Annotated in this window: 32 protein-coding genes; 19 read left to right on the top strand and 13 right to left on the bottom strand. The window is 68.6% G+C overall.

Annotated features, from left to right (window positions below; translation table 11 throughout):
* Positions 1-89: 89 nt before the first annotated feature.
* Both E6C64_RS15385 and E6C64_RS15380 read left to right on the top strand, forming a co-directional pair.
* Positions 90-731 carry a TetR/AcrR family transcriptional regulator gene (locus E6C64_RS15385; RefSeq protein WP_136428361.1) on the top strand — a complete coding sequence of 214 codons (642 nt, stop codon included), beginning with the start codon at positions 90-92 and terminating at the stop codon, positions 729-731.
* Positions 732-800: 69 nt separating this feature from the next.
* Complete coding sequence (locus E6C64_RS15380) at positions 801-3365, top strand: MMPL family transporter (protein ID WP_136428358.1); 2565 nt, start codon at positions 801-803, stop codon at positions 3363-3365.
* A 49-nt stretch (positions 3366-3414) separates the two neighbouring features.
* On the opposite strand, the gene E6C64_RS15375 is transcribed toward E6C64_RS15380, so the two are convergent.
* Genes E6C64_RS15375 through E6C64_RS15365 form a run of 3 tightly spaced genes read right to left on the bottom strand, consistent with a single transcriptional unit; the run spans position 3415 to position 6171 of the window.
* Positions 3415-4167 carry an FAD:protein FMN transferase gene (locus E6C64_RS15375; protein ID WP_136428356.1) on the bottom strand — a complete coding sequence of 251 codons (753 nt, stop codon included), beginning with the start codon at positions 4165-4167 and terminating at the stop codon, positions 3415-3417.
* Positions 4167-4724, bottom strand: coding sequence for an FMN-binding protein (locus tag E6C64_RS15370; RefSeq protein WP_136428353.1), 558 nt, complete (start codon positions 4722-4724; stop codon positions 4167-4169). The genes E6C64_RS15375 and E6C64_RS15370 overlap by 1 nt, the downstream gene beginning before the upstream one ends.
* A gap of 25 nt (positions 4725-4749) precedes the next feature.
* The gene (locus tag E6C64_RS15365; RefSeq protein WP_136428351.1) at positions 4750-6171 is read right to left on the bottom strand and encodes a ferredoxin reductase family protein; all 1422 of its coding nucleotides are present in this window, start codon (positions 6169-6171) and stop codon (positions 4750-4752) included.
* A 195-nt stretch (positions 6172-6366) separates the two neighbouring features.
* Between E6C64_RS15365 and E6C64_RS15360 the strand changes: the two genes are divergently transcribed.
* The gene (locus tag E6C64_RS15360) at positions 6367-6735 is read left to right on the top strand and encodes a hypothetical protein (RefSeq protein ID WP_136428349.1); all 369 of its coding nucleotides are present in this window, start codon (positions 6367-6369) and stop codon (positions 6733-6735) included.
* A gap of 79 nt (positions 6736-6814) precedes the next feature.
* Here E6C64_RS15360 and E6C64_RS15355 read toward each other — a convergent pair whose 3' ends face one another.
* The gene (locus E6C64_RS15355) at positions 6815-7318 is read right to left on the bottom strand and encodes a MarR family winged helix-turn-helix transcriptional regulator (RefSeq protein WP_136428347.1); all 504 of its coding nucleotides are present in this window, start codon (positions 7316-7318) and stop codon (positions 6815-6817) included.
* 116 nt (positions 7319-7434) lie between these two features.
* On the opposite strand from E6C64_RS15355, the gene E6C64_RS15350 reads away from it, so the two are divergent.
* On the top strand, positions 7435-7995 hold the full coding sequence (locus tag E6C64_RS15350) for a MarR family winged helix-turn-helix transcriptional regulator (RefSeq protein WP_136428345.1): 561 nt from the start codon (positions 7435-7437) through the stop codon (positions 7993-7995).
* Between the two features lie 141 nt (positions 7996-8136).
* Here E6C64_RS15350 and E6C64_RS15345 read toward each other — a convergent pair whose 3' ends face one another.
* The 6 genes from E6C64_RS15345 to E6C64_RS15320 form a co-directional block, all read right to left on the bottom strand.
* Positions 8137-8310, bottom strand: a complete 174-nt coding sequence (locus E6C64_RS15345) for a CsbD family protein (protein WP_136428738.1) — start codon at positions 8308-8310, stop codon at positions 8137-8139.
* A 107-nt stretch (positions 8311-8417) separates the two neighbouring features.
* The gene (locus E6C64_RS15340; protein WP_136428343.1) at positions 8418-9023 is read right to left on the bottom strand and encodes a hypothetical protein; all 606 of its coding nucleotides are present in this window, start codon (positions 9021-9023) and stop codon (positions 8418-8420) included.
* Positions 9020-9670, bottom strand: a complete 651-nt coding sequence (locus E6C64_RS15335) for an Asp23/Gls24 family envelope stress response protein (protein WP_136428341.1) — start codon at positions 9668-9670, stop codon at positions 9020-9022. Before E6C64_RS15335 ends, E6C64_RS15340 begins: the two co-directional genes overlap by 4 nt.
* A complete protein-coding gene (locus E6C64_RS15330) occupies positions 9667-10023 on the bottom strand; it encodes a hypothetical protein (protein ID WP_136428339.1) in 357 nt (118 codons plus the stop codon). The genes E6C64_RS15335 and E6C64_RS15330 overlap by 4 nt, the downstream gene beginning before the upstream one ends.
* On the bottom strand, positions 10020-10214 hold the full coding sequence (locus E6C64_RS15325) for a DUF2273 domain-containing protein (protein WP_136428337.1): 195 nt from the start codon (positions 10212-10214) through the stop codon (positions 10020-10022). The genes E6C64_RS15330 and E6C64_RS15325 overlap by 4 nt, the downstream gene beginning before the upstream one ends.
* A complete protein-coding gene (locus E6C64_RS15320) occupies positions 10211-10672 on the bottom strand; it encodes an Asp23/Gls24 family envelope stress response protein (RefSeq protein ID WP_136428336.1) in 462 nt (153 codons plus the stop codon). Before E6C64_RS15320 ends, E6C64_RS15325 begins: the two co-directional genes overlap by 4 nt.
* A gap of 184 nt (positions 10673-10856) precedes the next feature.
* On the opposite strand from E6C64_RS15320, the gene E6C64_RS15315 reads away from it, so the two are divergent.
* The 3 genes from E6C64_RS15315 to E6C64_RS15305 are packed head-to-tail and all read left to right on the top strand — an operon-like array spanning position 10857 to position 12486.
* Positions 10857-11402 carry an RNA polymerase sigma factor gene (locus tag E6C64_RS15315; RefSeq protein WP_233255685.1) on the top strand — a complete coding sequence of 182 codons (546 nt, stop codon included), beginning with the start codon at positions 10857-10859 and terminating at the stop codon, positions 11400-11402.
* Entirely contained in the window at positions 11399-12136 is a 738-nt protein-coding gene (locus tag E6C64_RS15310) for an Asp23/Gls24 family envelope stress response protein (RefSeq protein WP_136428334.1), read from the top strand. The genes E6C64_RS15315 and E6C64_RS15310 overlap by 4 nt, the downstream gene beginning before the upstream one ends.
* Positions 12133-12486 (top strand): hypothetical protein, encoded by a 354-nt coding sequence (locus tag E6C64_RS15305; RefSeq protein WP_136428333.1) that lies wholly within the window; start codon positions 12133-12135, stop codon positions 12484-12486. The genes E6C64_RS15310 and E6C64_RS15305 overlap by 4 nt, the downstream gene beginning before the upstream one ends.
* Here E6C64_RS15305 and E6C64_RS15300 read toward each other — a convergent pair.
* Positions 12471-12722: a hypothetical protein gene (locus E6C64_RS15300; RefSeq protein WP_136428332.1), complete on the bottom strand. Its 252-nt coding sequence runs from the start codon at positions 12720-12722 to the stop codon at positions 12471-12473. The two genes, E6C64_RS15305 and E6C64_RS15300, sit on opposite strands and share 16 nt — an antisense overlap.
* A 563-nt stretch (positions 12723-13285) precedes the next feature.
* On the opposite strand from E6C64_RS15300, the gene E6C64_RS15295 reads away from it, so the two are divergent.
* The 7 genes from E6C64_RS15295 (at position 13286) to E6C64_RS15265 (ending at position 18397) form a co-directional block, all read left to right on the top strand.
* Complete coding sequence (locus tag E6C64_RS15295; protein WP_233255650.1) at positions 13286-13960, top strand: hypothetical protein; 675 nt, start codon at positions 13286-13288, stop codon at positions 13958-13960.
* Between the two features lie 66 nt (positions 13961-14026).
* Positions 14027-14902, top strand: a complete 876-nt coding sequence (locus E6C64_RS15290) for a DUF2382 domain-containing protein (RefSeq protein ID WP_136428331.1) — start codon at positions 14027-14029, stop codon at positions 14900-14902.
* 88 nt (positions 14903-14990) lie between these two features.
* Positions 14991-15434 carry a DUF2382 domain-containing protein gene (locus tag E6C64_RS15285; RefSeq protein WP_158437885.1) on the top strand — a complete coding sequence of 148 codons (444 nt, stop codon included), beginning with the start codon at positions 14991-14993 and terminating at the stop codon, positions 15432-15434.
* Between the two features lie 69 nt (positions 15435-15503).
* Positions 15504-16238, top strand: coding sequence for a hypothetical protein (locus E6C64_RS15280; protein ID WP_136428329.1), 735 nt, complete (start codon positions 15504-15506; stop codon positions 16236-16238).
* Positions 16235-16651 (top strand): phage holin family protein, encoded by a 417-nt coding sequence (locus E6C64_RS15275; RefSeq protein ID WP_136428328.1) that lies wholly within the window; start codon positions 16235-16237, stop codon positions 16649-16651. Before E6C64_RS15280 ends, E6C64_RS15275 begins: the two co-directional genes overlap by 4 nt.
* Positions 16648-17226, top strand: coding sequence for a DUF3618 domain-containing protein (locus E6C64_RS15270; RefSeq protein WP_136428327.1), 579 nt, complete (start codon positions 16648-16650; stop codon positions 17224-17226). Before E6C64_RS15275 ends, E6C64_RS15270 begins: the two co-directional genes overlap by 4 nt.
* Before the next feature lie 112 nt (positions 17227-17338).
* Positions 17339-18397, top strand: a complete 1059-nt coding sequence (locus tag E6C64_RS15265) for a YihY/virulence factor BrkB family protein (RefSeq protein ID WP_136428326.1) — start codon at positions 17339-17341, stop codon at positions 18395-18397.
* Between the two features lie 40 nt (positions 18398-18437).
* Here E6C64_RS15265 and E6C64_RS15260 read toward each other — a convergent pair whose 3' ends face one another.
* The gene (locus E6C64_RS15260; RefSeq protein WP_136428325.1) at positions 18438-19748 is read right to left on the bottom strand and encodes a cytochrome P450; all 1311 of its coding nucleotides are present in this window, start codon (positions 19746-19748) and stop codon (positions 18438-18440) included.
* 150 nt (positions 19749-19898) lie between these two features.
* On the opposite strand from E6C64_RS15260, the gene E6C64_RS15255 reads away from it, so the two are divergent.
* Together E6C64_RS15255 and E6C64_RS15250 are read left to right on the top strand one after the other, a co-directional pair.
* Positions 19899-20153 carry a DUF2188 domain-containing protein gene (locus E6C64_RS15255; protein WP_136428324.1) on the top strand — a complete coding sequence of 85 codons (255 nt, stop codon included), beginning with the start codon at positions 19899-19901 and terminating at the stop codon, positions 20151-20153.
* 175 nt (positions 20154-20328) lie between these two features.
* Positions 20329-20766: an SRPBCC family protein gene (locus tag E6C64_RS15250; RefSeq protein WP_233255649.1), complete on the top strand. Its 438-nt coding sequence runs from the start codon at positions 20329-20331 to the stop codon at positions 20764-20766.
* A 39-nt stretch (positions 20767-20805) separates the two neighbouring features.
* Here E6C64_RS15250 and E6C64_RS15245 read toward each other — a convergent pair whose 3' ends face one another.
* Entirely contained in the window at positions 20806-21645 is an 840-nt protein-coding gene (locus tag E6C64_RS15245; protein ID WP_136428323.1) for an SDR family oxidoreductase, read from the bottom strand.
* A 252-nt stretch (positions 21646-21897) separates the two neighbouring features.
* Here E6C64_RS15245 and E6C64_RS15240 point away from each other — a divergent pair, with 252 nt between their 5' ends.
* The 3 genes from E6C64_RS15240 (at position 21898) to E6C64_RS15230 (ending at position 23640) form a co-directional block, all read left to right on the top strand.
* The gene (locus tag E6C64_RS15240) at positions 21898-22779 is read left to right on the top strand and encodes a manganese catalase (RefSeq protein WP_136428735.1); all 882 of its coding nucleotides are present in this window, start codon (positions 21898-21900) and stop codon (positions 22777-22779) included.
* 136 nt (positions 22780-22915) lie between these two features.
* Positions 22916-23242, top strand: coding sequence for a hypothetical protein (locus tag E6C64_RS15235; protein ID WP_136428322.1), 327 nt, complete (start codon positions 22916-22918; stop codon positions 23240-23242).
* 59 nt (positions 23243-23301) lie between these two features.
* Complete coding sequence (locus tag E6C64_RS15230; RefSeq protein ID WP_136428321.1) at positions 23302-23640, top strand: DUF7882 family protein; 339 nt, start codon at positions 23302-23304, stop codon at positions 23638-23640.
* The last annotated feature ends 6 nt before the right edge of the window (positions 23641-23646 follow it).

The following is a 23646-nucleotide window of genomic DNA, read 5'->3' as shown; positions in this document are numbered from 1 at the left end:
GCAGCCAAGCCGACGCGCTTCCTTCCTTCTTGCTGAGCAGCAGGCGCGCCTGATTGCACTTGGTGCATCGATGCACCTAGTGTCGTCGCGTGCTCATCTCGCATCCCGATCGACGGACCGCCCTCAAGGCGCTCCATCGCGAACGGATCCTCGGAGCGGCGCAGGCTCTGGTCGATGAGCGAGGCGGTCCCCAGTTCAGCGTCGACGAGCTGGCCGCTCGCGCGGACGTCGCACGGCGGACGGTGTTCAACCACTTCGCGTCTCTCGACGAGATCCTGCTCACGCTCTGCGATCGAGCCCTCGACGTGCTCATCGAGGACTTCCTGCTGGAAGTGCGCTCCGCCGAGATCGGAGACGGCAGCAGGGGATGCGTGTTCGACGAGATCGTGAAGACCATCCAGTCGGCGGATCTGCCTCTCGCCATCACCTCGGCGACCCGGCTGCTCGGCGGATCCGAGGCGCCCGACGCCCGACGACGCGCACTCGGCGACGCGGTGTTCGCGCGCGCCGCCGAACGCCTGCTGCTCGAGGTGGCGAGGCGCTACCCCGAGGCGGATCCGCTCGAATCCGAGCTCACCGTGGCGACGCTGATCAGCGGCGTCTCCGTGATCGCCAAGCACTGGGCGGCGCTCCCCGGCGATCGCCTCGACGCCGCGGGGCGGGCGGAGTGGCAGCGGCTGCTCGCCACTCTCACCGACCATGCTCGGGCCGGATACCTCCCCACCACCTGATCTTCCTTTCCATTCCCGGGTCCACCGTCGCGCCCACCTTCTTCCACGAATCCAAGGAGAGTGGCTCCCATGGCCGCATTGCTCTACCGCCTCGGCCGCTTCTCGGCTCGACGGCACTGGCAGGTCATCGTCAGCTGGCTGGTCATCATCGCGCTCGCGGGAGTCGGCTACGCCCTGTTCGCCGGCACCCTGTCGCCGACGGTCAGCATCCCCGGCACGGCCACGCAGGCGGTGCAGGACGAGCTGACCGAGAAGTTCCCCAAGGCGTCGGGCGGCAGTGGCACCCTCGTCTTCGCGACCGACGACGGCTCAGAGTTCACGACCGCGGAGCAGAGCGCGATCGCCTCGTTCCTCAATCGGATCGGCAGCGAGGACGGCGTCAAGGCGACCACCGACCCGTTCGTCACGCAGGCCCAGCTCGACGATCAGAAGCAGCAGATCGTCGACGGTCGCCAGCAGATCGAGGACGGCCGCGCACAGCTGACCACCGCCCAGCAGCAGCTCGACGCCGGCCAGGCCCAGCTGACCGCCGGGCAGCAGCAGCTCGACGCGGCTCGCGCCCAGGCCGAGGCCGCGGGACAGCTCGAGGCGGCGAGCGCCCAGCTCGACGCCCAGCAGGCCCAGATCGACGCCCAGCAGGCGCAGATCACCAGCGGGCAGGACCAGATCGACGCGAACACGGCCACCCTCGAGGCGCAGAGCGAGAAGCTCGAGACCGGATCGAAGCTGCTGGATCTGGCGGCCAACCTGCGCTTCGTCTCCTCCGATGACAGCGCGGCGGTCGCGACCGTGCAGTTCCCCGTCTCGGTGAACAGGGTCGACCCGGCCCTCAAGTCCACGATCGTCGAGATGGCCGAAGCCGGACTCGACGGCGTCGACGTCTACGTCTCGAACGACATCTCCCAGAGCGTCCCGAGCGTGCTCGGCCCTGGCGAGGTGGTGGGTGTCATCGTCGCCGCGCTCGTGCTGCTGCTGATGCTCGGCACCGTGATCGGCGCGGCGCTGCCGCTCGTGAGCGCCATCGTCGGCCTCGGTGCCGCGACGCTCGGATCGATGGCGTTCTCGGGGATCATCGAGTTCACCTCCGTGACGATCGTCCTCGGCGTGATGCTCGGGCTGGCGGTCGGGATCGACTACTCGCTCTTCATCCTCAACCGGCACCGCCGCCAGCTGAAGCAGGGGGTCGAGCTGCACGAGTCGATCGGACTGGCGAACGGGACCTCCGGCAACGCCGTGGTCTTCGCGGGCACGACCGTCATCGTCGCGCTGCTCGCCCTCAACGTCACGGGAGTGCCATTCCTCGGCCTCATGGGAACCGTCGGCGCGATCTCCGTGGCCGTAGCGATCCTCGTCGCCGTGACCTTCACTCCCGCCGTCCTCTCCGTCATCGGGATGAAGATCCTGCGCAAGAAGGAGCGCGCACGGATCGGCGAGATCACCGCGGACAGGACTCCCCCAGTGTCGATGAAGACCGCAGTGCCGATGCGGACCGGGCGGGCGATCGTCACCCTCATCGGAGGCGTCGCGGTGCTCGCGGTCGTCGCCCTCCCCGCGCTGGACATGCGACTCGGCCTGCCGGTCGGCTCGTCCGAGGCCACATCGTCGAGCCAGTACAAGGCGTACAAGGTGCTCGAGGACAAGTTCGGCGCCGGGCAGAACAGCCCGCTCGTCGTGGTCGCGGACCTGCCCGCGGCCGTCTCCGGCGATGATCTGCTCGCGCAGGAGGTCGCCATCGGACAGAAGATCAGCGCGCAGGACAACGTGTCGGCGGTCGTGCCCATCGGGGCCTCGGACGACGGCACCGTGATCGCGTTCCAGGTCCTTCCGACGGGGGGCCCCGCGGACGAGTCGACGGAGGCGCTTGTGCACGACCTGCGGGACCTGTCGCCGATCAGCTCGGCGGACGGTGACATCTCGCTCGGCGTCGCCGGCAACGCGAGCGCCAACATCGACGTGTCGGAGAAGCTCGCCAACGCCCTCCCGCTCTACCTCGTCGTGGTCGTCGGGCTCTCGCTGCTCATCCTCATCCTCGTGTTCCGCTCCATCCTGGTGCCCATCACCGCCACGGCCGGCTTCGTGCTGTCGCTGCTCGCCACCTTCGGCGGGCTGACGGCGATCTACCAGTACGGCTGGCTCGGCGCGATCTTCGGAGTGCACGATCCGGCGCCGATCCTGAGCTTCCTGCCGGTCATCGAGGTCGGCGTGCTGTTCGGGCTGGCGATGGACTACCAGCTGTTCCTGGTCTCCGGGATGCGGGAGGCGTATGTGCACGGCGCCTCCGCGAAGGTGGCCGTCCAGCGCGGGCTGCATGCCGGTCGGACCGTCGTCACCGCCGCTGCGATCATCATGATCTCGGTGTTCGCGGGCTTCATCTTCTCGGAGTCCTCGACGATCCGGCCCATCGGCTTCGGCCTCGCGTTCGGCGTCCTGCTCGACGCGTTCGTGGTGCGCATGCTGCTCATCCCCGCCGCGATGCATCTGCTCGGCCGATCGGCCTGGTGGTTCCCGAAGTGGCTGGACCGCATCGTGCCCAATGTCGACGTCGAGGGTGCGGCGCTGGAGCGCAGCCACCCGGTCGGAACCGAGTCGGCCGAGCAGCCGAAGACGGGGCAGCCGGCGGCCCAGTCGCGCTGAGCGCGGCATGCGCCCCTCGAGTTGACGCGAATGGCTGGCTTGATCTGCCTCAGCCAGCCATTCGGGTCACTTCGGCGGGCGGCTGGGGCCGCAGACCGGGTGTCGCCAGTATCTGGCCCTCACGATCTACCGCGAGCACGTCGATCGGCCATCGGTCGGCGATGTCGTCGAGGGCCTCGCGTCCTCCTGCGACGATGGCGGTGGCCAGGACGTCCGCGGTCACGATGTCGTCCGCGACCACGGTGACCTGCACGAAGCGGGCCGGCCCCGGATCGCCGCCGAGCCAGATGTGATCCCCGCGCTGAGCGCTGCCGGATGTCGCCACTGCCCGACGAGGCGGCCGAAGGCTCACCGAGGAGATCAGGCCCTGTGCATCCGTCGGGTCGGCGATCCCGATGACCCACGGGTCGTCCGCGCCTCGGACGAGGATGTCTCCCCCGACGTTGATGGTCCAGCGATCGCAGCCGACCGCATCGAGGTGCGCTCCCGCCTGCTCGATGGCGTCGGCCTTGACGATGCCGTTGAGATCGAGGATGCCGTCGGGGCGGTGCGGGCTGAACAGCCCGGCCGTGGCGGTGCGCCACTCGAGGGCTCGCAGATAGGTCTCGCGCATCGCATCGCTCGAGTCCGTGAGATCGAGAGCGCCGCGGGCGATGAGGCTGAGTTCGGAATCGACGTCGAAGAGGCTGTAGCGGGCCTGGGTCGCACGGAAGATCGCCCGCAGGTCGGCGAGCCGATGAGCGTGGTCATCCGGCAGCTCGATGGAGGCGACCGTACCCATGGTGGGGAAGACGTGCCTCATTAGAAGCCTGCCTGGTCGAGCGCGGCCTGCAGCGACTCGAGGTAGGCGTCGGTGGTGTAGGTCGCGCCGCTCACATTCGACACGTCCGCCGACTGCGCCGCGAGGACCTCCTCGCGGAGGAGAGGAGCCGCGCGGTTGCTGATCTGCACCGACCTCGACTCGTGGTCGGTGAGCTTGAGCGCAGTGACATCCGTAATGGCACCGCCCGCGATGGTCACCGAGACCTGCACGCTGCCGAAGCGGGTGTCCACGGTCGATCCGGTGAAGGTGCCGTCTGCGACGGAGGGAGCAGCGGCGGCGGAAGAATCGGCGGCGGAAGCATCGGAATCCGACGCAGCGGTGGGTGCCACCGTGGGCGCGGTCGCGCTCTCCGGCGCTGCGGTGGCCTGCGATGATTCGGCCGAGCTTCCCGTGCCATCGGCTGAGGTCGCGGACGCGGCCTCCGGCTGGGCAGCCGCTGTGGCGTCGGGCGCGAGGACCACCGCTCCCGCCTGCCATCCCACGACGAGCACCGCCGTCGAGGCGAAGATGCTGCCGAGTACCGCCCTGACCCTCATAGTCGTCTCCCCTCGTCGAGCGCCGTCACCAGTCGAACCTCTCGGCATGGATCTGATGGGCGGGAAGCCCGGCAGCCTGCGCGTCCGCCTCGATCGAGTCGAGCCAGGATGTGGGACCGCAGAGATACAGATCCGACGATCTCAGGTCCGGGAAGGCGCTCTGCAGGGTGACCCCGCGATCCGCGTCCGCCCGGGCCATCCAGCTGCGGGACCCCGTCGCCCGCGGCCCGATCATCATGTAGCAGTGCGCGCCGCGGGCAGCGGCAAGAGCGCGGATCTCATCCCAGTGGTAGGTCTCCTCCACGCCGCCGGCGCGGAGGAGCACCGTCGCGTCGCCCGGCGCGAACTCCGCGTTCTCGAGGAGCGCACGGATGGGAGTGACCCCGATCCCGGCGGCGACCACGACGAGCTTCTCGGAGGTGCGGGCGACGTCGCTGAAGAGTCCGTACGGACCCTCGATGCTCACCCGCGTCCCGACGGGCACCGCGCTGATCCGCGCGCTCCCCGCGCCCAGATCGCGCACCGTGATCCGAGCCGACGAGCCCGTCGGCAGAGCGGAGAGCGAGATCGGATGGGAATGCCACCACGTCCTGCCCGTCCAGAAGCGCCAGATGAAGAACTGGCCGCCTTCTGCGCCGAGCTCGCGCAGTCGGCGCCCCGCGAGCTCGATGGAGACGACACCGGGCGCGATGGTGCTGACCCCCGCGACGGTCATGCGGTGGCGGAGGGTCGAGACGATCGGCTCGACGAATCGGAAGGTCAGGATGCCCCCGAACGCCACCACGTAGAGCGCGATCCAATAGACCCGCTGCAGAGTCCCCTCCGCGAGCACTCCCCCGACGCTGAGCTGATGCGGGAGCGCGAAGGCGACCGAGACGTAGCTGAGCAGATGGATGAGGTGCCAGCCCTCGTAGCTGAACTTCCGCCGAACGGCGACGAGCGAGGTGATGACGACGCCGATCATCAGGCCCATGCCGAGGAAGGCGAGCGGCATATCGGGCAGGGCGAGCATGGAGCCGACCTCCCGGATCGGATCGATCCCTTCGCTCATCCCGTATCCGATGAGCAGCAGCGCCCCATGGCCGAGCAGGAGGTAGAGCGCGGGCTTTCCGAGTCTGCGATGGACGGCGATCGCCCGGTCGTGCCCGATGGTGCGGTCGACCACTGGGATGCGCGCCGCGAGGACGAGCATGACGAGGATGAAGTCGGTTCCGACGAGTCCGGCGAGGATGCCGAGGCTCGTGACGATCTCCGCAGGTGACCCGAACTGGGCGGCGCCCCCTGACGCGAGGAAGAGCGCCGCGGCCGCGGCCCCGGATGTCCACATGGCGATCAGCATGAGGTCCGCGCGGCGGGCCCGCCGTGCGTATCGGAGCCGCTGGTCGGTCCGCCGGTGTGCCGGGAAGCTCGGCGGCGTCACCGGTCGGGTCTGCGTCTCGGCGGTCATGAGTCCACTGTGAGGGCGGACCCTATGACCTTCCTATGCGCGAGCGGGCGGGCGGATGTGAGTGCGTCGGCTGAACCGACGTTGGGCCCGCGAGTTTGGCGGGCGCCGCCAGCAGTCAGAAGTGAGGCAACGTCAACGAGTTGACCGTTCCGAATATCGCTAGCTAGCCTAGCTAGTGATCGAGAGGACGTTCAGATGACCGCTCTGCCAGCACTTCGATTCCCCGCCCAGACCCGCCGCTCCCGCGTGAGCTCGAGCAGGCTGATCGAATGGCAGAAGCAGCCTGGACTCTGGCTCGGCACGCTGAACGGACAGATCGCCGGCACCGTCACCCGCGTCGGAGTCACCTACCGCGCCGTCGACTGGGCAGGCCAGCGAGTGGGCTCCTACCTCACGCTGCACGCGGCCCAGGGCGCGTTCGAATCCATCCGCATCGCGGATCTGACGGGGACGGTGTACGGCCGCAGCCTGCGCAGCGAGGTCATCCGGAGCAGTGCGGTCGGTCTCGCGATTGCGTTCACCGCAGCCACCGCCGGCACCGTCCTGGTCAACGCACCGTTCTGATCCCGCCGCTGGGTCGGCCCTCGCTCACGCGAGCCGGATGACCGAAGCGGATCACCCGAACCGGATCACCAGGCATCGGTCACGGGTAGGGGCGATTGATCGCTTCCGTCACTCGGCCGAGGAACCCGGTGACGAGCTCTGCCTCCTGAGGCGAGAGGTCCTGGGCGATCGCCCTGATCCTGGCCGCCACCGGATCGACCTCGGCAGAATCCGCGAGGGATCGGGACGGGACTATCAGCTTGCGCCGGCCGTCGTCCGGATGGTCGATGGCATGCGCGGAGCCCCCCTGCGCCAGGCGATGGAGAAGCGTGGAGACCGAGGCCGAGCTCATCTGCAGATGCTCGGCGAGCTCCTTCGGCGTGACCGGGTCGTGCACGGCAGCGCGCTCGATGATCAGGCGCATAGCTGCACGGTCCGTGTCATTCGGACCGCTCTGACTGCTGCGACGCCGGGCGAGCTGTGATTCCGCATTGAGGAGGTCCTCGACGGCGCGTGCCGCCTTGAGGACGTCGGTCCTCGGCGAGTCGACGCCGTACGAGGTCGTGCTGTACGAGGTCGTGCCGTTCGAGTTCGCGGTCTCCATGAATGCCCTCCCGCCAGCATCCGCAATCGGACCGAGCGCGTGCGGAAGCGATCGGCGATGAATGGAATCCTAGACAGTCTAAGAACAATGCGCCCCGATCGATCTAGAATTCCGGGATGAGCGAGTCAGGCGAGACGGAATCGGCGGGCTACTGGTACCCGGGAGCCGAGACCTCCACCGTCGACGTCCTCAACCTGCTGCGCAGGTATCGGACCGCAGAGCTGGCCATGCGCGCTCGCACGCGTTCGTCGATGAAGATGAACGAGACGGACCTGCTGGCCCTCCGATTCCTTCTCGGCGAGCAGCGCGCCGGGCGCGAGGTGAAGAACCGCGACCTCGCTGACCGACTCAAGATCTCGACCGCCTCCGTGACGGTGCTGCTCGACAGACTCGAACGCAGCGGCCACGTCGAGCGCCGAAAGCATCCGACCGACCGCCGGTCCATCGTGATCGTCGCCACCGTGGAGTCGGACCGGGAGGTCCGCGAGACGCTCGGCCCGATGCATCGACGGATGCTCGCGCTCGTCGACGAGATGACCGGAGAGGAGCGGACGACGGTGGCCCGCTTCCTGGCCGGGATGGCGGCCGCGGTGGAAGAGGTGGCGGACATCGATCAGGAGTTCCGCGAGGTGGTACGGGTTCAGCGCGAGAAGGACGGCCTCGGCGACGAGCACTAGGGCTCGCGCTCGCCCCAAGTGCTAGTTCGTCTGACTACTTGCCTGACTCGCGATCCATTCGCCCCGCACGCAGAAGCGACGCGCGACGCACGAGGGCCCGGACGCATCCGCATCCGGGCCCTCGTCGTTCTGAGGCTGAGGTCAGTTCTTGAAGACGTCCTTGACGTCCTCGCCGACCTTCTTGACGCCGGCCGAAGCCTGGTCGCCCTTGCCCTCTGCGACCTTCTCGTCGTCGTCGGTGGCCTTGCCGAAGGCCTCCTTGGCCTTGCCGCCCAGATCCTCGGCGGCGTTGCTGATCTTGTCTCCGATACCCATGTGCTTCTCCTTCTTGTGGTGGTGCTTCTTGTCGTGCAGGTCTGTGTACTGGTCTATCGGGTCAGGCACCTGCGGACCTGTACCCGTCCTGCGAGCTGAGTGAACGTCTACTGGAGCCGTGTCGAGGCGGATGTCCGAGCACGGAAGCCGCCGCTGACCTGGATCAGCGCGGGCAGGCGGGCGCCGAGCAGCACGTCGAGGGAGCGGATCGCCCCGTCGGCGATCGAGATCGCATCGCGAGGCGAGACGCCGCGTCGGCAGGTGACCGAGAGCTTGAGAGCCGACGCCTGTCCGATCCGGTAGGTGGATACGTGGTTCGACACGAACTCGGTCCGGGCGCTGAGCGCGTCGTGGAGCAGCTGCTCGGCGACCGCTGCCTCGACCACGGTTCTCCCATGCTCGGTGGACGGCTCGGTCAGGAGCCGACGGGTATGGCCACGACCCTGACGCAGGATGAAGGCCACCAGGAGCAGTATCGCGATCACGAGGAGCGCAGCAGCGGCGATCAGCAGCCAGCTCGCGCTGCCATCGCCGATCGGAGTCGCGCCGAGCCAGCCGGAGACCGTCGCCTGAACGACCCCCGTGATGCTCCGCCAGTCGCCGTGCACGGTCGGCACGAGCAGACCGAGCAGCGCGGCGGCACCGAGAGCGGTCAGGAGGACTCCCACCACGAGGATGACCAGTCGATTGAGAGCGCGGTTGGTGCTGTTCACGAGCCGACCTTCCCGGTAGAGGCGACCCGCACGCTGACCGCGAGACGCGGCCGGAGCGCGTAGCCATCCAGCTGCTCGCGTGCCGCCCGAGTGATCTCATCGACATCGAGACGATGGCCGGACACCGGAGTCAGCTCGATGACGGCGCGACGATGACCGACCGAGACGGAGGTGCTGTCGGGAGAGATGCCGGCCGCGCGAGCCGCATGCCGAGCGAGCGCAGAGGCGATCACCTCATTGTCGACGACGGCGGCGGCTCGATCCGTCTGCGCCATGTGGCGAGCGCGGCGACCGGCGGCCAGCGAGGCGACGATCAATGCGATCCCGATCAGGAGCACGAGAGCCGACGAGACGACGGCGATGGACTGTGCAGTGCCTTCCAGCAGCGGTACCGCCAGGGCGGACCGGAACATGTCGATCGGCGCCACAAGGAGCGCGGGGTAGCCGAGAAGGCCCACGATCAGCTCCGCGGCGATCCAGGCGAAGACCACCATGAGCAGTATCGCGAGCGAGATGGCGAGCAGCGATCGCGGCGAATGCGTCTCGCGGCGCAGGATCCGACGGTGGATGCCGGCGAGATCGTCCGAGACGCCGTGCGGCGTCGGAACGGTGCGCGACGCATCGCGAGGAGCGCTGATGGCACTCATCGGACCCTCTCTTCCTGGCGGATGTCGACGGAGCTGAGGCGGACCGTGACCCGCGCGACCTCGGAGCCCGTGAGGCTCGCGAAGTCGTCGCGGATCAGCTGCTGTGCGGCTTCGGCACGCTGGAGGAGCGAGCCTCCAGACCGCTGGACCGCCGCCGCATCGGTCTGGACGGCACGGAGCGAGATGGCGCGGATGGGCGTGCTGACGTGCAGCGCGATCGCCCCGCTCTCGTCCTCGATCCGCGCTCGCACGTGGCGAGCCGAAACGTCGAGCGCCTCTGCGGTGACCGCCGACGCGACCCGATCCAGGGCGCGAGCGGAGATGGTGTTCCGCCCGCGGGGGGCGCCGTTCATGACGACGTGCGCTTGCCGCGGACCGCTTCCACGACGTTGCTGACATCGAGCTTGCCGTCCACGACGCGTCCGATGAGGGCACCGACCGCCATCGCGACGCCGACGAAGAAGAACGACCAGAAGCCGAAGACGACCCAGGTGAGGGCGAGGACCGCCCCGACCAGGATCCCGGTGCGGGTGGCGGTGGTCACTGGACGCGGGTCTCGGTGTCGTCGGCGGTTCCGTCGGCGTCGTCCGAGGGGATGCTGACGTCGGCCACGGTCACGTTGACCTCGGTGACCTCCATGCCGACAAGGGTCTCGATGGCGTCGATGATCGCGGCGCGGACCCCGTCGGCGACCGTCTGAAGGGGGGTGGGGTAGGCGGCGACGATGGTGACGTCGACGGCGACCTGGGTCTCTCCGACCTCGACGCTGATGCCCTGGCTGTGGTCGGTGGCGTTGAGGGCGCCGCGGATCGCTCCGATGGCGCGAGCTGCTCCCCCACCCAACGCGACGACGCCAGGCACCTCCTGTGCGGCGATGCCGGCGATCTTGCCGATGACCGCGTTGTTGATGGTGGTCTTGCCCAAGGCCGTCTCGGTGGAGCCGAGTGCGCCCGGGGTGATGATGCCGGCGCTCGTGGGGGTGCTGGTGGTTGGGGTTGCCATGGTGGCTCCTTGTTCATGCCCCGTGGAGGGGGCTTATGGGATAGTCACTGACAAGACGTATCCCGGCCGGCGTTCGTCACACCGAATGAAGAGAAAAGTGACGAGAAGTTCTTCCGGGTCCTCGAGTGGAGCGTTCAGCGAGGCGCTCGCCGACGGGTCGAGCACACCGGACGGCGCTCGACGGATCGCCCTCGTGGATGCCGACGACAGGACGCTCGCCGGTCGCGCGTCCGACGGCGATGTGCGGGCGTTCGAAGTCCTGATCCGCCGCTACGGCCCGTACATGCGCGCCTACTCGACCCGTGTCCTGGGCTCTACCGACGAGGTGGACGATGTGGTGCAGGAGAGCTTCATCACGGCGTGGCAGCAGCTCCCCCAGCTGGCTGACCTCACCGCCGTCAAGTCCTGGCTGATGCGCATCGTCAGCCACAAGTGCATCGACCGGATCCGCGCCCGACGCCCTCATGCGGACATCGACGACCATGAGCCGCACGCCGACGATGGGGAGTCTCCGCCCCGCAGAGCCGAGGCGATGGATCGCGAGCGGGCGCTCGAAGCGGCACTCGCCGCTCTGCCCGAGCAGCAGCGGCAGAGCTGGCTGCTCCGAGAGATGTCGGGGCTCAGCTACGACGAGATCGCCGAAGAGCTCGGCGTCCCCGCATCGACCGTGCGAGGCTTCCTCGTGCGCGCCCGCAAGTCACTGATCCGGGACATGGAGGGATGGCGATGAGCGACACCCCGTACGACAGCCCGCACGTTCCCCGCATCGACTCGACCGGCGACGACCCGACCGACGACCACCCGATCCGCGAGGCCCCGATCCGCGAGGCCCCGATCCGCACTGCGAAGGCGCTCGGATTCGAGCCCGACGAGCTCGACGGGCACACCATCGAGGAGCTCAGCGACTACCTCGACCGCGACGGCCAGCCCGTGGACCCCGCGATCGAGAGCTCTCCCGATGCCCTGCTCGCCTTGGCGGCGCTGCGGCGACTGCGTGACCTCTCGGGCTCGCTCATCGAGGCCGATGCCCGGGCGGAGCCTCCGCGAGACGACAGCTGGATCTCCGGGATCCTCGCGAACATCAGCATCGAGGCTCGCGCGGGCCGGGACATCCCCATCTCGCACACATCCCCTACGGCACGGCTCAGCATCACCGAGGGCGCCGTCCGCGGCCTGATCCGCGCCGCCGGTGACTCCGTCGAGGGAGTCCTGGTCGGCCGGTGCCGGCTCGAAGGAGACGTCACGATTGCGGACACACCCATCGCGGTGACCCTCGAGGTCGCAGTGCTCTGGGGTGAGCAGATCCCCGAGACCACCGCCCGTCTGCGCTCCGCCGTCTACAGCCAGCTGCTGCGGCACACGGAGCTGCGGATCGCATCGATCGACATCACCGTCACCGACGTGCAGTTCAGCCGAGCGGCGGACGATGCGCTCGTGGTCGGGCCAGACGAGGAATCCGAATGAGCATCGACGTCGAGACCATGGGATACGAGCTGGACGACCTCATCCGCTCCACTCCCGGGGTGGCCGCACTTTTCCCCGCGGAGGCCTCGCCGCTCGCGCTGGCCACCACCCTGGTCGCGGGCGCCCTGAGCCGCCCCGTACCCGCGTCCGTGTCGGTATCGACCTCACCAGCCGCCGACCTCGCCGATGGCGTCGAGGTGACGGTGAAGGCGCGGGTCGCCGTGGACGCGTCGTGGTCCGCGGCGGAGGTATGCCGGGCCGTGCACGATGCGGTCGTCGAGCGGATCGCGGCGGACTTCCCGGCCGCCACATCGATCGTCTCCGTCGGGGTGGCTCAGGTCGCAGACTGATCGGCTTCGATGTCGCCGGCCGCGATCGCATCCGCGTAGCGGCGGATGTCGGGGCCCGGCTCGAAGTCGATGAAGCGGTCCTTCAGGCGAGCGATCAGCTCAGCGAAGATGGCATCCGATTCCGCACCGGCCATGCTCGTCGAGAGCTCGGCGACCGCTTCGCGCAGCACTCGATCGGCATCCTCCACGATCTTGTCGCGCGCCTCGTCGTTCCAGCGGACCTCGTCGATTCTCATGATCGCGACCCTACGACGGAGCATCGGGATGAGATGAGCAGTTCGCTGTGAAAACACCCCCTGGCGGGATCCTGGACTCCGATGCAGGATCGTCGCACGGCTCGAGTCTGGCAGCTCGCGGATCGTTGCGACCGGGCGAAGACGCGCGGCGCAGCTGACGAGTGCAGCGGCCAGACCCGAGCCCGTCGGCACGCCGCGACGCCGATTCGAAGGCCTTCTCTGCCGGAGGCACGACTTCCCGTTCAGCATCGTGGACGGTTCGCCGCCTTGCACTTCTGACCTCCTGACGCAAGGGGGTGAAACCCGATCTACGGCCGACCTAGCGTGGAGTAATCCTCGTTACAAGTGGTCGATGAACGGAGGTGCAGGTGAGGATGCCTCACCCCTAGGGGTGATATTTGTACCCTAGCTGGCAGTTGCCCGTGCGCACCCTTTCGGGGGCGCCCAACAGTCCTACGCTCGCGTTGCCGGGTTGTTCCAGCTCGATCCAGCCGCTGCTCGAAGCAGCTTCTCCCGCCTATCGGCGTGCCCTTTTCGTGTTCCCTATTCCCAGTGAGGTTGCGATGTCCGACTCGTCCAGAGACTCAGATCGGCCCGCCCCGAGCGATGTCCTCCGCCAGGACGAGGCGCTCGATGAGCGCGTGGCCGCCCGGCCGGCGCCAGCCGGCAACACCACCCGCGAAGACGTCCTCGAGCGGGAGAAGGCGCGATTCGGCGGCATCAAGTTCGGCTCGGCCTTCTTCGGCTGGCTGACGGCCACCGGCACGGCGGTTCTGTTCACCGCCGTCCTCTCCGCCGTCGGCGCCGCCATCGGACTGGGCAATGATCTGTCTGCGGATCAGGTCGCCGACTCCGCAGCGGAGAACGCCGACACGGTCAGCATCGTCGGAGCCATCGTGGTGGCCGTCGTCCTGTTCATCTCCTACTTCTGCGGCGGCTACGTCGCTGGACGGATGGCACGCTTCGACGGCCTCAAGCAGGGTGTGGCGGTCTGGCTGTGGGCCATCATCGTCATCGTCGTGCTCGCCGTGGTCGGTCTCATCGCGAACACACAGTCCGACTTCCTGGGCAGCGTCAGCGGGCTGCCGTCCATCCCGATCAACGGGGCGAGCCTCACGGCCGGCGGCATCATCAGCGGCGTGATCGCGCTGGTGGTGACACTCGTCGGCGCCATCCTCGGCGGTCTCGCCGGCATGCGCTACCACCGCCGCGTCGATCGCGCAGGTCTCGGCCGCTGACCGCGGCTCCATCCGACAACCCCAACAGTTTCCGGGCAGACGGCTCGGAAGGCAGGAGAAACCACCATGATCACCACCACGAATCCCAATGATCTGATCGGCGCCGACGTCTACGGCGACGACGAGAAGAAGGTCGGCACGGTCGGTCAGGTCTACGTCGATCAGGACCAGAGCCCCACCTGGATCACGATCCGTACCGGCCTCTTCGGCACGAAGGAGACCTTCGCCCCGCTCAGCAGCGCGAGCTTCGACGACGGCAGCGTGCGCGTCCCCTTCTCGAAGGACTTCATCAAGGACGCCCCCAACATCGACGCCGACGGCGCGCTGAGCGAGACCGAGGAGGACTCCCTCTACAGCTACTACGGCGCGGGGATGGGGACGGGCATCACCGACACCTCCGACAGCTCCCGCACCACCGACACCTCGCCCACAGGCGCCGGATACGACAGCTCCGCCGGATACGACGCTTCTGCGGGACACGACACCTCCGGACCGAACACCGACTCCGCGATGACCCGCTCCGAAGAGCGCCTCAACGTGGGCACCGAGCGGGTGGAGACGGGCCGCGCCCGGCTGCGCAAGCACGTCGTGACCGAACAGGTCAGCCAGACCGTGCCCGTCAGTCACGAGGAGGTCACCATCACCCGCGAGCCGATCACGGACGCGAACATCGGCGACGCCACCTCGGGCCCCGACCTCAGCGAGGAGGAGCACGAGGTCGTGCTCACCGGCGAGCGCGTGGTCACCGACAAGGAGACCGTCCCCGTCGAGCGGGTCGCGCTCGGAACGGAGACCGTCACCGAGCAGCAGCGCGTCGCCGACTCCGTCTCGCGGGAGGAGATCGAGGTGGTCGACGCCGATGTCGATCGCGACACAGGTCGCGACACGGGTCGCGACACAGACCTCGGCACCGACCGCGGCACCGACCGCCGCACGCTCTGATGACCGGCTGCACGCGACGAGTCGTCTGGGCCGTCGCGTGCAGCCACCCCTCACCTCGGTCATCGGCTTCTCCCGCGAAAGGCACCTCATGAGCACGAACGTCTCCAGTGGACGTCACGCTGCACCCGTCCCCGAGGCGGACGAGGCGGCGTCGGTCGTGCTCCACGAGGAGCGGCTGAGCACCTCGCTCATCCGTCGACCCGTCGAGCGGATCCGCGTCGAGCGCTATGTGGTGACCGAACAGCAGACGTTCACCGTCGAGGTCCGGCGCGAAGAGGTCCGCGTGACCCGTGAGCCGATCGACGTCGCGTCTGAGGGCGAACCGGCCGACGTCGCGCCGGCCCCCCGCGCCCGCGACTTCTTGATGACGCTCAACCGAGAGGAGATCCTCTTCTCCAAGCGGATCGTGCCGTCGGAACTCGTCCGCGTCCGAGTCGGCGACGTCGTGGAGAACCACACCGTCACCGAGACCCTCGGTCGCGAGCAGCTCGACCTGATCGCCTCCCCGTCTCCGGCTCCGCCGCGAGGCTGACCTGCCCGCCGCGCGCGACGCAGTCGTGCGCCCGACCCGACCCGAACCACTCCATCCAGAAGGGAAATCATGTCCAACACCTATCCCCCGACCCCCGATCTCACACCGGGATCGGCATCCTCTCCGAACGGCATCCTGCCGCCGCTCGGCGTCGACCCGACGAGCACCGCCTATCCCACCGGCGGGACCACCGGCGGCGCGACCGGCGGCTCCGGCGGCGCGTCGGGCAAGGCCGGCGCCGCCAAGGAGCAGGCCGCCGACCTGGGCGGCAGCGCCAAGGATGCGACGAAGGAGGTCGCCGGCACCGCCAAGGAGCAGGCCGGCAAGGTCGCTTCCGAGGCCAAGGGCCAGGCGAAGCAGCTGATCAGCCAGACCCGCAGCGAGCTCAGCGAGCAGGCGACGACCCAGCAGGCGCGGGTCGCCTCCGGCCTGAAGTCGCTCAGCGACGAGCTCAGCGGAATGGCCGGCGGTGCGGAGTCGAAGGGCGTCGCCTCCGACGTCGTCGGCATGGCGGCCGAGCGCGTGGGCGACATCGCCTCGTGGCTCGACGGTCGCGACCCGGGCTCGCTGCTCGGCGAGGTCCGTCAGTTCGCCGCCCAGCGGCCGGGCACCTTCATCCTCGGCGCGGCAGTCGCCGGCCTCCTGGTCGGCCGCCTCACGAGGTCGCTCGCCGGAGTCGCCTCGGATGAGAAGGAAGAGGCCGAAGCCTCGAGCACGGAGACGGGCTACGCGGCTCCGAACCCGTTCGCGCCGCCGACGACCGGTCCTGCGTTCGGCGCAGGCGGCAGCGAGAGCGTTCTATGACCGACATCCCGACGCCCTCGGAGCAGCGAGCGGCGACCGCGTCGTTCGGCGAGCTGTTCGGCCAGGTCACGAAGGACATGTCCGTCCTCGTCCGTCAGGAGATCGCCCTCGCCAAGGCCGAGGTGTCCGAGTCAGCCTCCCGCGCCGGGAAGGGCGCGGGGCTGCTCGGCGGCGCCGGCTACGCGGGCATCATGGCGATCTTCTTCCTCTCCATCGCTCTGTGGTGGGGACTCGGATACCTCGTCGGCAACGCCTGGTCGGCGGTGATCGTCGCGGTCATCTGGGCCGTGATCGGACTCATCCTGTTCGTCGTGGGCCGCAAGCAGCTCAAGGAGGTCCGGGGGGCTCCCCGCACCGCCGACACCCTCAAGAAGATCCCGGAAGCACTCAAGAGAAACGAAGAGAACCGATGAGCAACCCCACCCCCGACCAGATCCGTGCCGAGATCGACGCCACCCGCGCCGACCTCAGCTACGACGTCGACGCGCTCACCGACAAGGTGACGCCTTCCAAGATCGCCCACCGCCAGACCGAGAAGGTGAAGAGCAAGCTCACCTCCGCCAAGGAGGCGGTCATGGGCGTCGCATCCGACGCCAAGGACAGCGTCACCTCCGGGGTCTCTTCGGGAGCGGGCAGTCTGTCCGATGCTCCGCACAAGGCAGCAGAGAAGGCGAAGGGCAATGCCGTCGCGGTGGGCCTCATCGCCTTCGGCGTCGGCGCTCTCATCGCCTCGCTCATCCCGGCGAGCGAGAAGGAGAAGGCGGCCGCCTCGCAGATCAAGGAGAAGGCGCAGCCTCTCGTCGAGCAGGCCACCGACGCGGCCAAGGAGGTCGCATCGAACCTCAAGGAGCCCGCACAGGATGCGGCCGCAGCCGTCAAGGACACCGCGACCGAAGCGGCCGGCTCCGTGAAGTCGGCGGCTGGATCGGCAGCGGACGATGTGAAGGGCAAGGCGAAGGACGCGAAGGACACCGTCGCTTCCTCCTGACGTCGAGAGCTCGGTGGGGCCCTGCGCCCCACCGAGCTCCCTCAGCAGGAGCTGATGCGCCGAAGGCCCACGAGGAGCGGGTCGTGCAACCGGATGAACGGGAGTGGTGGGGATGACTGACATCGGCGCGAGCGAGCGGCTGACCGGGGCACCTGACCCCGACGATCCGCGCAAGCCGGACTCCATCGGGGGCCTGGAGAAGCGGTCGTGGGTATACGTCGCCAAGAAATCCTTCCGCGAGTTCACGTCGGACCAGTGCACCGATATCGCCGCGTCCCTCACCTACTACGCGGTGCTGGCGATCTTTCCGGCCCTGATAGCGCTGGTGTCGCTCCTGGGCGTGCTCGGCGGCGGCCGGGAGTCGACCCAGACCCTGCTCGATGTGCTCGGCAGCGTCGCGCCGTCCTCCGCGCTGGAGGTGATCAAGGGCCCGCTGGAAGGGTTCGCCTCCTCCCCCGCCGCCGGCTTCGCACTCGTCTCTGGAATCGTCCTGGCCATCTGGTCGGCATCCGGCTATGTCGGGGCGTTCACGCGGGCGATCAACCGCATCTATGAGATCGACGAGGGGCGACCGTTCTGGAAGCTCAAGCCGGTGCAGCTCCTGGTCACGGTGATCGGGATCGTGCTCCTGCTGGTCATGATCGGCATCGTCGCAGTCTCGGGCCCCGTCACCGACGCACTCGGCTCAGCCCTGGGGATCGACGGCGTCTTCCAGACGGTCTGGGAGATCGCCAAGTGGCCGGTGCTCGCCGTCCTGCTGGTGGTGATGGTGGCGATCCTCTACTACGCGACCCCCAACGCCAAGCAGCCGAAGTTCCGATGGATCAGCGTCGGCGCGCTGATCGCTCTCGTGGTCCTCGTGGTCGCGTCGCTGCTGTTCGGGCTCTATGTCGCCAACTTCGCGGACTACGCCAAGAACTACGGCTCCCTGGCCGGCGTCATCGTCTTCCTGCTGTGGCTCTGGATCGCCAATCTGGCGCTCCTCTTCGGAGCGGAGGTAGACGCCGAGCTCGAGCGCGGGCGTCAGCTGCAGGCCGGCATCGCCGCGGAGGAGGACATCCAGCTGCCTCCGCGTGACGCGCGGAAGAGCAAGAAGGCCGCCGACCGCGAGGAGAAGGACGTCGAAGACGGACGGCGCATCCGCGAGTCCGCCGCCCGACGCAAGGACTGAGGGTCGCGGCGCCGCGTCGACGCCGGGACCACCTGACTCGTCAGTGGAACGGGCAGCGCGCGCCCGAGCCCGCAGCCCGCACACGACCTCCGGACGCGGGCTTCGTCGGCAGCCGCCGACGGTTCACTCCGAGGCCGGCGCTCGCGATGTCCAGCCGCGGATCGCTCAGCGCGGCGACAGCCGCGGCGAGACCGGCGATGGCCAGCTTCTCCCCCGGACAGCGATGGCCCGAGGCCACGCCCGCTCCGCCGTGCGGGATGAAGGCGGTCAGAGCCTCGTAATCCTCGGCCCCCACGAAGCGCTCAGGATCGAACCGCTCCGGATGCTCCCATGACCGCTCGTCGGTGTTCGTGCCGAGGATGTCGAGCACGACCCGTCCCCCCGCAGCCACTCGATGGCCATCGAGCTCCACGTCGGCGATCGCGTTGCCGGGCAGCATGGGCACGAAGGGTGCTGTCCGACGGATCTCCTGCGCGAACGCGGTAGCGAGCGGCCCCTCGACGAGCGAGCCGCGTTCGGTGGTCTCGCCGGCGATGTGCTGACGCCACTCCGGCCTATCGTGCAGCTCCTTCGCTGCGAAGGCGACGAAGCGCGCGACCGCGATCATGGGCCGCATGCTGTTCTGCAGCTCGATCCCTGCGAGTCTCGATGGGAGCAGTCGCCCCTCGGGATCGCGGTGGTGGGCCCACTCGTGCAGGGCGGTGCCCGCCGCGGGGGTGAGGCGTCCGGATCGCGTCGCCTCGACCAGCTGCTCAGCGTGTCGATCGGACCAGAGACGGTTGGCGGCGGCGAGCAGGTACTCCGGCGAGTAGGGCACGCCGAAGCCGTCGACGATCTGCGCGAGCCGCGTCGCCCACCGCGTCTTCGCGTCGGGGGTGCCGGGCATTCCCGCCCACGTCATGCTGGCCCGTCCGAACGCGCCGACGGCCGCGTCATAGGCGGTGCGCCGCCCACCCGCCAGCCAGGCGTCGAGCTCGGCCTGCCATTCGCGTTCGAACAGCGGGAGGATCCGCGCAGCGTTCACGTCGTCGTAGGCGACATCGACGAACGTCGCCTTGCGGTGGCGGTGCTCGGCGCCGTCCAGGCTGTGCACCGACCCGCGTCCGAAGAGCGTCAATTGAACGATGGCGGGCATCGCCTCGTGCCGCCTGATGCGCTGCTCGTCGTAGAAGAGCTCGACGCCCTCGGCCCCACGGACGAAGATCGCCTCATCGCCGAGCAGGCGCATCGGCGCACTCCTCGCGCCCGCAGGCGACCGCTTCCAGATGTGGGGGCCCAGCCCGTAGCCACGGATCATCAGCGAGACGGAGTCGTCGCCGATGGGGCGGCCGGAAGGTGTGGTGGGAGCCATCCCGCCATCGTCGCAAAGGGAGCGCACCGCTTCCAGGGAGTTCGGCGGGAGCCTCGTTGTGCTAGGTGGAACGCACTGGGGGGCGATGCGCAACCCCTGGTCGAGTCGACGGCCCTTGCCTAGCGTGAAAGGACGAAGAGAGGAACGACGATGGCGCAGAACGACGAGGACCGCTACGTGGTGCACAACTCCGAGCGGGGCGGCTGGGACGTCGAGAAGGAGGACGCGAGGCGCGTCTCGTCCCACGAGAGCACGCAGGCGGATGCGATCGCGCGGGCGAAGCAGATCGTCGGCAACACCGGTGAGGGCGAAGGTGACATCCGGATCCAGGGCAGGGACGGAGCGTTCCGAGACGGTATCTCGGGGGCCGACAACGAGACCTCCGCTCCGGACAAGGTGCACTGACGGCCGGCGGCTGACGGGGAGGCGGCCTGCGCGGCTGCCCGGCACTGTCAACCCCCAAGCGGCCGTCGACGCTCGCAATACGATGGCGGCTGACTCGATAGAGACCGCATCCGCAATGCATCGCCCCTGCCGCTTCGGCAGATGGCGAGGTCGATCTTCACAGCAGGGAGCAGCCGTGGCCGTTGTCATCCGCACGATCGCCGCCGAGCCGGAAGCAGTCTTCCGCGTTCTGGCGAATGGCTGGCTCTACCCGGCGTGGGTGGTGGGTGCTGCGCGGATGCGCGGCGTCGACGACGCCTGGCCGGAGGAGCAGTCGGCGCTGCATCACTCCTTCGGATCCTGGCCCTTCCTGCTGAACGACAAGACGGTGAGCCTCGAATGGGATCCGCCCCGTCGGGCTCGGATGCGGGCTCGCGGGTGGCCGATCGGCGAGGCCGAGGTGATCGTCGAGGTGAAGCGGCGCCCGGATGGCTGTGTGGTGCGCCTCACCGAGGATGCCGTCGAGGGCCCCGGGCGCCTCGTGCCGGGCGTGATCCGGACCATCGGCATCACGATCCGCAATCGGGAGACGCTTCGACGCCTGGCCTTCCTGGCCGAGGGAGGCGGTCGCTGAGCGATCGGTCGGCGCTCCCCCTCCGACGCCGGGCGTCGCTCACAGGAACGGCTTGCCGCCCGTCACCGGGATGACGGCACCGGAGATGTAGCTCGCCTCGTCGGAGGCGAGCATCACATAGACCGGTGCCAGCTCCGCCGGCTGCCCGGCTCGACCGAGCGGCACCTGCGTTCCGAAGTCCTCCACCTTCTCAGGGGGCATCGTGGACGGGATCAGCGGCGTCCAGACCGGGCCCGGCGCGACAGCGTTGGCGCGGATGCCCTTATCTGCGAGCATCTGGGCGAGCGATGCCGTCATGTTGGCGATGCCGGCCTTCGTCACGGCGTAGGGCAGCAGCTCCGGGGTGGGAGTGTCCGCCTGCACGGACGAGGTGGCGATGATCGACGCGCCCGAGGGCATCTGCGGCACGGCAGCCTTCACGAGGTGGAAATAGGCGCTGAGGTTCACGGCCAGCGTGTGATCCCATTCGTCATCGGGGATCTCGTCGAGCGTCTCTCGGGTCATCTGGTACGCGGCGTTGTGCACCAGGACGTCGATCCGTCCGAACTGCTCCACCGTCTGGCGCACCGCCTCGCGGCAGTTGTCGGGGTCGGCGAGGTCGGTGGGGATGAGCAGGCTGGTGCGACCCGCCTCCTCGATGAACCGGGCGGTCTCCTGCGCGTCGGTGTGCTCGCTGAGGTAGACGACGGCCACGTCTGCGCCCTCTCGGGCGAAGGCCAGGGCGACGGCCTTGCCGATGCCACTGTCGGCACCCGTGAGGAGGGCCACCTTGCCCGTCAGCCTTCCGCTGCCCCGGTAGCTCCCCTCGCCGTAGTCGGGCTTGGGATCCATCGCCTGGTCCGTGCCCGGTACCTGCTGCTGCTGTTCGGGAATCGACATGATCGCCTCCGGCTCGTCGCGAATGTTCGACGGGCGCAGCCGTCGAGCGGCCTCACCCCGACTTCAGGCAAGCACTCCGCACAGGTCGGGCCAAGGGGTTGTCTCCCCTAGCCAAGGTGGGTAGAAGACCCTGGACGCGGCCTTCCTTCGCACCTTTCCCTCATCGACGCAAGGGGGCGGCCTTCTCGGGCTACCCGTCCTAGCGTGAAAACAGCCCCGGCGCCCGCCGGGGAGCCAACGAGGAGGATGATCGTGTTTTTCCACCGTCAAGAGCTGCAGTTCAAGGCCGTCCCCGATGCGCCGGATGCCGTGTTCGCCCGAAAGCTCCAGGAGATCCTCGGTGGTCAGTACGGGGAGATCACCGTCGCCATGCAGTACGGATTCCAGGCGTGGAACGCGCACATCCCGGGCAAGTACCGAGACCTGCTCTACGGCATCGGAGCGGAGGAGATGGGGCACGTCGAGATGCTCGCCATCATGATCGCCCAGCTGCTCGAGAAGGCCCCCGTCGGCATCACGTCGGACGCGGTTCAGGACGATCCAGTGGTCGCCGCCGTGGTCGGCGGCATGGATGTGCAGCACGCGATCGTCGCGGGCGCCGGAGCGCGCCCCGTGGACAGCAACGGCAACCCGTGGTCAGGCGGATACGTGACGGCGAGCGGCAACATGCTCGCCGATTTCACCTCCAACGCCAACATCGAGATGCAGGGCAGGCTGGCGGCCGCGCGCCTGTTCCACATGACCAACGACAAGGGCGTGCGCGACCTGCTCGCCTTCCTCATCGCGCGAGACACCATGCATCAGAACCAGTGGATGGCCGCGGCCGCCGAGCTGCGCGCCGAGGGCCTGGAGGGATTCCCCGTGCCGAGCAACTTCCCGAAGAACAAGGAGCACGAAGAGGTGGCGTACCAGTACCTCAACTTCTCCGATGGCGCCGCCGCCAAGGAAGGCAGCTGGGCGAGCGGACCGACCCCCGACGGGATGGGCGAGTTCAGCTACCACGACGGACCGACGTCCACCGTGCCGATGCCCCCGCCGACCCACCCGGACTCGCGCTTCTACGGCACCACCGAGGTCCCCAACGTGATCGAGAAGACCGCGGGACTGGTGCAGGACAAGCTCAACAAGGAGTAGGCCGCGGCGCCTCGGGTCGATGCCCCGTCGGAGTTCCGGCGGGGCTCGATCGCGTTCACCCGCGGTCAGCTCGTGCGCAGTCCGCCCATCGGTCGGCCGGTAGCGCAATCCCCTAACGATCAGGAAGAGTTGTCAGATGCGCACCATCGCCTATCTCTCGCAGGTCATCGTGACCGACGACACGGTGGCCGAGCTCGTCATCGACTATGCACGGTCACTCGCACTGAACGACACGTCGGACACCGTCTCGATCCCCACCGTCGGGTCGGACGGGACTCAGGCGGAGGTGGAGCTCCTCCTCGGGCCGGCGAGCCAGATGATGTCGGGCACCACCGACAGCCCGCAGGTCGATCTGGATGCCGCGGCGGCCATTGCCGAGCTTCGGCGCAAGATCGGACATCTCACGCCCCATAACATCGAGATGGAGAGCCCCGAAGCGGAATTCCCGGCGTTCGACTCCTGATTTCGGCGATGCTGGAGAAGCACAGCTCGCCGTGACCTCCACTCTCGTGAAAAGGACCTATGGGAACACTCGTCTACGACGGACGTTCAGCCGTCGTCACCATCGAGGATCGGGTGCTGGCGCACCTCCGATTGGTGATCCTCGCCAAGTTCCGCCGGCAGGAGAGCTTCTCGTTCAACTGGGTGGTCGGCCTGGCGAACGGATCGGGTCGCGGCACGGTCTGGTTGGCGCCCGGCATCCCGGTCTACTTCCAGTTCGACGGAAGCAAGGAGCCGTCGATCAACAAGGAGTGGATCGACGTCCTGATGCTGGCGGCGAACAGCCCCAACGGCCTCAGCCCCATCCCGGAGCCGGCGCCGGGGTCAGGCGAGGCAGTTTCGACGCGAGTCGGCGGCTAGTCGCCG

It is taken from the genome of Naasia lichenicola (assembly GCF_004801885.1).
In the GTDB taxonomy this organism is placed as follows: domain Bacteria; phylum Actinomycetota; class Actinomycetes; order Actinomycetales; family Microbacteriaceae; genus Naasia; species Naasia lichenicola.
Note: the sequence above shows the minus strand (reverse complement) of the source record. Positions and strands in the feature narration are given on the sequence as shown.

Bases quoted from the DNA above. Each gene is read 5' to 3' on its own strand.
- E6C64_RS15380 (WP_136428358.1), top strand. From the start codon at position 801: ATGGCCGCATTGCTCTACCGCCTCGGCCGCTTCTCGGCTCGACGGCAC.
- E6C64_RS15375 (WP_136428356.1), bottom strand. From the start codon at position 4,167: ATGAGGCACGTCTTCCCCACCATGGGTACGGTCGCCTCCATCGAGCTG.
- E6C64_RS15370 (WP_136428353.1), bottom strand. From the start codon at position 4,724: ATGAGGGTCAGGGCGGTACTCGGCAGCATCTTCGCCTCGACGGCGGTG.
- E6C64_RS15365 (WP_136428351.1), bottom strand. From the start codon at position 6,171: ATGACCGCCGAGACGCAGACCCGACCGGTGACGCCGCCGAGCTTCCCG.
- E6C64_RS15360 (WP_136428349.1), top strand. From the start codon at position 6,367: ATGACCGCTCTGCCAGCACTTCGATTCCCCGCCCAGACCCGCCGCTCC.
- E6C64_RS15355 (WP_136428347.1), bottom strand. From the start codon at position 7,318: ATGGAGACCGCGAACTCGAACGGCACGACCTCGTACAGCACGACCTCG.
- E6C64_RS15350 (WP_136428345.1), top strand. From the start codon at position 7,435: ATGAGCGAGTCAGGCGAGACGGAATCGGCGGGCTACTGGTACCCGGGA.
- E6C64_RS15345 (WP_136428738.1), bottom strand. From the start codon at position 8,310: ATGGGTATCGGAGACAAGATCAGCAACGCCGCCGAGGATCTGGGCGGC.
- E6C64_RS15335 (WP_136428341.1), bottom strand. From the start codon at position 9,670: ATGAGTGCCATCAGCGCTCCTCGCGATGCGTCGCGCACCGTTCCGACG.
- E6C64_RS15330 (WP_136428339.1), bottom strand. From the start codon at position 10,023: ATGAACGGCGCCCCCCGCGGGCGGAACACCATCTCCGCTCGCGCCCTG.
- E6C64_RS15320 (WP_136428336.1), bottom strand. From the start codon at position 10,672: ATGGCAACCCCAACCACCAGCACCCCCACGAGCGCCGGCATCATCACC.
- E6C64_RS15310 (WP_136428334.1), top strand. From the start codon at position 11,399: ATGAGCGACACCCCGTACGACAGCCCGCACGTTCCCCGCATCGACTCG.
- E6C64_RS15305 (WP_136428333.1), top strand. From the start codon at position 12,133: ATGAGCATCGACGTCGAGACCATGGGATACGAGCTGGACGACCTCATC.
- E6C64_RS15300 (WP_136428332.1), bottom strand. From the start codon at position 12,722: ATGAGAATCGACGAGGTCCGCTGGAACGACGAGGCGCGCGACAAGATC.
- E6C64_RS15295 (WP_233255650.1), top strand. From the start codon at position 13,286: ATGTCCGACTCGTCCAGAGACTCAGATCGGCCCGCCCCGAGCGATGTC.
- E6C64_RS15290 (WP_136428331.1), top strand. From the start codon at position 14,027: ATGATCACCACCACGAATCCCAATGATCTGATCGGCGCCGACGTCTAC.
- E6C64_RS15285 (WP_158437885.1), top strand. From the start codon at position 14,991: ATGAGCACGAACGTCTCCAGTGGACGTCACGCTGCACCCGTCCCCGAG.
- E6C64_RS15280 (WP_136428329.1), top strand. From the start codon at position 15,504: ATGTCCAACACCTATCCCCCGACCCCCGATCTCACACCGGGATCGGCA.
- E6C64_RS15275 (WP_136428328.1), top strand. From the start codon at position 16,235: ATGACCGACATCCCGACGCCCTCGGAGCAGCGAGCGGCGACCGCGTCG.
- E6C64_RS15270 (WP_136428327.1), top strand. From the start codon at position 16,648: ATGAGCAACCCCACCCCCGACCAGATCCGTGCCGAGATCGACGCCACC.
- E6C64_RS15265 (WP_136428326.1), top strand. From the start codon at position 17,339: ATGACTGACATCGGCGCGAGCGAGCGGCTGACCGGGGCACCTGACCCC.
- E6C64_RS15260 (WP_136428325.1), bottom strand. From the start codon at position 19,748: ATGGCTCCCACCACACCTTCCGGCCGCCCCATCGGCGACGACTCCGTC.
- E6C64_RS15255 (WP_136428324.1), top strand. From the start codon at position 19,899: ATGGCGCAGAACGACGAGGACCGCTACGTGGTGCACAACTCCGAGCGG.
- E6C64_RS15245 (WP_136428323.1), bottom strand. From the start codon at position 21,645: ATGTCGATTCCCGAACAGCAGCAGCAGGTACCGGGCACGGACCAGGCG.
- E6C64_RS15235 (WP_136428322.1), top strand. From the start codon at position 22,916: ATGCGCACCATCGCCTATCTCTCGCAGGTCATCGTGACCGACGACACG.
- E6C64_RS15230 (WP_136428321.1), top strand. From the start codon at position 23,302: ATGGGAACACTCGTCTACGACGGACGTTCAGCCGTCGTCACCATCGAG.